Source organism: Paraburkholderia phymatum (assembly GCF_040965635.1).
Taxonomy (GTDB): Bacteria; Pseudomonadota; Gammaproteobacteria; order Burkholderiales; family Burkholderiaceae; genus Paraburkholderia; species Paraburkholderia phymatum_B.
Window position 1 is genome coordinate 1 of record NZ_JBFRCH010000078.1, and the last position, 3423, is coordinate 3423.

Genomic DNA, 3423 nt, shown 5'->3' on the forward strand with positions numbered 1-3423 from the left:
TGAGCGTGAGCACGTAAATCGATGGGAATTCGGGGCGTTTTGAGCAGCTTGCGTGATGTAGCGGAGGGGATCTCCCTCAGGCATCTTGCACAAACGACGCCCAAGGGAGAGTCTCTTGTCTGCCAGAACTCGAGACCCCCGCAGTGTGCCACGTGAGTATCCAGAACCCCAACTTTTATCGCCTGCTGCTACTTATCGATCAGGACTACGCCGAACAAACCCGCGCGCAACGTTGTCGCTGCGGTGGCGTACTCCATAGCGCCCGCTACCCGCGCAAGCCGCGCGGAATTTCACACGACGCCCGCTGCCACTGCGATTTCCGCTACAGCTTCTGCTGCGCTGATTGTCGCTGTCGCACCACGCCATTCTCGGTGCGCTTTCTCGGCCGGCGCATCTACACCGCCGCAATCATGATCGTCGTTAGCGCCACGCGTGCCAGCGCCGGTACGGCTGCGGCAATGCGCCAGCTCGATGCGCTGGGTGTACCGCCCTCGACGATTGCGCGATGGCGGCACTGGTGGACGACCGGCTTCGTCGGCACACCATTCTGGGCGCTCGGACGGGCGGCGTTCGTGCCGCCCGTCGAGACCGCACAGGTACCGGCAAGCCTGCTCGAGCGCTTCGCTACCACGCAGCCTGCCGAACCATTGCTATGCCTGCTGCGCTGGCTTTCGCCGCTCACTAGCGGTAGCGCCGTGAGCGTCCTGCGTGAGGGACGGTAACCGCCCGCAGAACTTGTTGCTCGCCCCTCTCGGACTGCGCTTGTAGTCTCGCCTCTCCCCTGAATCGCGGCGTGGTGCGCCGCATCCCTGGAGAGAGCATGACTGAACTTCACGATTTACCTGTACGGGATCGTTGGGCGCGCCTGCGCTTTGCGATCGTCGGCCCCTTGCTCGCAGCACCGCCCGAACCCGGGCAGGTGCGCGAACTCATTACTGCGCTGGCTGCCAGGCGTTGGCGCCATCCCGTCACTGGCGACGACATCCAGTTCGGCCGCTCGACCATCGAACGGTGGTTCTATCAGGCCCGCAAGGCTGTCCACGATCCGGTGGCGAGCCTGCGCAACCGCAAGCGCCCCTGCGGCGCTGGCGCAAGCCTGTCGCCCCAGACAGTACAGGCGATCCGCGTGCAGTACCGCGAACATCCCGGCTGGACGTGCCAGCTGCACTACGACAACCTGAAGGTCTCGCTCGGCGAAGCGAGCGTGCCGTCCTATACGACGCTTCGCCGTTATCTGCGGGCGCAGGGGATGTATCGCGAACGCAAGCCGCGACATACGAGCACCGGCGCAATGCTCGCGCGCGATCGCCTCGAGAAGCTCGAGGTACGCAGCTTCGAGGTCGAGCATGTCAACGCGCTCTGGCATCTCGATTTCCATCACGGCTCTCGCAAGCTGCTCACGCACGACGGCCAATGGGTCACGCCGATGCTGCTGTGTGTGCTCGATGACCGCTCGCGCGTCGTTTGCCACGCGCAATGGTTCCTCGATGAGACTGCACGCAGCCTGATCCATGGGTTGACTCAGGCGTTTCAGCGTCGCGGCCGGCCACGCGCGCTGATGACCGACAACGGCGCGGCAATGCTTGCCGAGGAGACGACCGCCGGGTTGCTCGCGCTCGGTGTGCTGCACCAGACGACCTTGCCATATTCTCCGTACCAGAACGCGAAGCAGGAAACGTTCTGGGCCCGCATCGAAGGGCGCGTGATGGCCATGCTCGAGGGCGAGCCCAATCTGACGCTCGAACTGCTCAATCAGGCCACCCACGCGTGGATCGAGCGAGAGTATCACCACGCGCATCATTCCGAGATCGGCGGCACGCCACTCAAGCGCTATCTGGCCGGTCCCGATGTGGGCCGCGAATGCCCGTCGAGTGACGCACTGCGCGCTGCATTCCGTATCGACGTGACGCGCACCCAGCGGCGCTCGGATGGCACTGTGAGTCTTGCCGGCACGCGCTTCGAGATCCCCTCGGCTTACCGGCACCTGCAGCGCGTGCGTCTGCGATACGCGCGCTGGGACCTGAGTCGCGTCGATCTTATCGACGCCGACAGTGACGCTGTACTGCGCCCGCTGCGACCGCTGGACAAGGCCGCCAATGCGGACCGGCAGCGTCGGCGACTCGATGCCATCAATGTCGAGCCGCCACCGGCCAGCGCACCCGGCATCGCGCCGCTGCTGCGCAAGATGCTGGCCGACCACGCCGCAACCGGGTTGCCGCCTGCCTGGATTCCCGCTGACTGGCAGGAGGAGGCATGAGCCAGCGTCTGCAAGCCCTCTATGGCCTGAAGTGGAACCCGTTCTCGCCGGAGCTTCCCCTCGAGGCGCTGTACGTGTCGCCGCGCGTGGAGAACTTCTGTTGGCGCATCGAGAACGCGCTCGTGCGCGAAGGCGGCTTTGCGATGATCCACGGCGAGCCCGGCACCGGCAAGAGCGTGGTCATGCGCGTGCTGGCTGAGAAGCTCGAGCGCCTGACCGATCTGACGGTCGTCTCGATCAATCATCCGCAGAGTAACCTCGCCGACTTCTATCGCGAGATGGGCGACATCTTCGGCCTTGAACTCAAACCGCACAACCGCTGGGGTGGCTTCAGGTCGCTGCGCGACCGGTGGCTGTCACACCTGCAGAGCACGCGCCGTCGTCCGATTCTGCTGATCGACGAAGCGCAGGAGATGAGCCCCGGCGTGCTCAACGAACTGCGGCTCATGGCCAGCGCCCGCTTCGATTCGCAGCCCCTGCTGTGCGTGGTGCTCGCCGGTGACACCCGCCTGACCGACAAGCTGCGGCGCGACGAACTGCTGCCACTGGGCAGTCGCATCCGTTCGCGCCTGGCGACCGAGAAGGCTTCGGCCGACGATCTGCTGGCCTGCCTCGATCATCTGCTCGCCAGTGCCGGCGCCCCACAGCTGATGACGCCGCCGCTGTGCCACACGCTATGCGAACACGCGCTGGGCAACTATCGCGTGCTCACTACGCTCGCCAACGAACTGCTCACTACCGCCGCGCAGCGCGAACTGCCCGAACTCGATGAGAAGCTGTACTTCGAGGTCTTTGCACCATCAACACAGTCCTCGCGCCGCACGCCAGCGCGTCAAACCAACGGAGCCCGATGACATGTCCCGCAAAACACCGACTCACCAACCCGATGTCTCTCGACGCCTGCCATTGCCTGAGCTCTCCGATGAAGCTGCCTACATGATGCAGTTCTTCATTGAAGATCTGTATCTATGGTTCAGCCGTGCTTATGCGACCCAGATCCGGCGCTATCGCGAGCCTTGGTACCCCGGTCCGGAACAACCGCCGCACCGGCCGGCCGACGAGCCGTTCTGAAACGACAACGGGGGCATCATCGCCCCCGTTTTACTTGATTCCTTCAACATCATTTATCTTGATCATTGCCCCATCGATTTACGTGCTCACGCTCA

At 64.2% G+C, this 3423-nt stretch carries 4 protein-coding genes; all 4 read left to right on the forward strand.

The annotated features are described in order from the left end of the window. The first annotated feature begins 152 nt into the window (after positions 1-152). Positions 153-722 (forward strand): hypothetical protein, encoded by a 570-nt coding sequence (locus AB4Y32_RS40090; protein WP_368726528.1) that lies wholly within the window; start codon positions 153-155, stop codon positions 720-722. 98 nt (positions 723-820) lie between these two features. Further along, a complete protein-coding gene (locus AB4Y32_RS40095) occupies positions 821-2257 on the forward strand; it encodes a DDE-type integrase/transposase/recombinase (protein ID WP_368726529.1) in 1437 nt (478 codons plus the stop codon). Then, positions 2254-3111 carry an ExeA family protein gene (locus tag AB4Y32_RS40100; RefSeq protein WP_368726530.1) on the forward strand — a complete coding sequence of 286 codons (858 nt, stop codon included), beginning with the start codon at positions 2254-2256 and terminating at the stop codon, positions 3109-3111. The genes AB4Y32_RS40095 and AB4Y32_RS40100 overlap by 4 nt, the downstream gene beginning before the upstream one ends. Position 3112: 1 nt before the next feature. Next, on the forward strand, positions 3113-3328 hold the full coding sequence (locus AB4Y32_RS40105; protein WP_368726531.1) for a hypothetical protein: 216 nt from the start codon (positions 3113-3115) through the stop codon (positions 3326-3328). The last annotated feature ends 95 nt before the right edge of the window (positions 3329-3423 follow it).

Coding starts and splice junctions, on each gene's coding strand:
- AB4Y32_RS40105 (WP_368726531.1), top strand. CDS start 3,113: ATGTCCCGCAAAACACCGACTCACCAACCCGATGTCTCTCGACGCCTG.
- AB4Y32_RS40100 (WP_368726530.1), top strand. CDS start 2,254: ATGAGCCAGCGTCTGCAAGCCCTCTATGGCCTGAAGTGGAACCCGTTC.
- AB4Y32_RS40095 (WP_368726529.1), top strand. CDS start 821: ATGACTGAACTTCACGATTTACCTGTACGGGATCGTTGGGCGCGCCTG.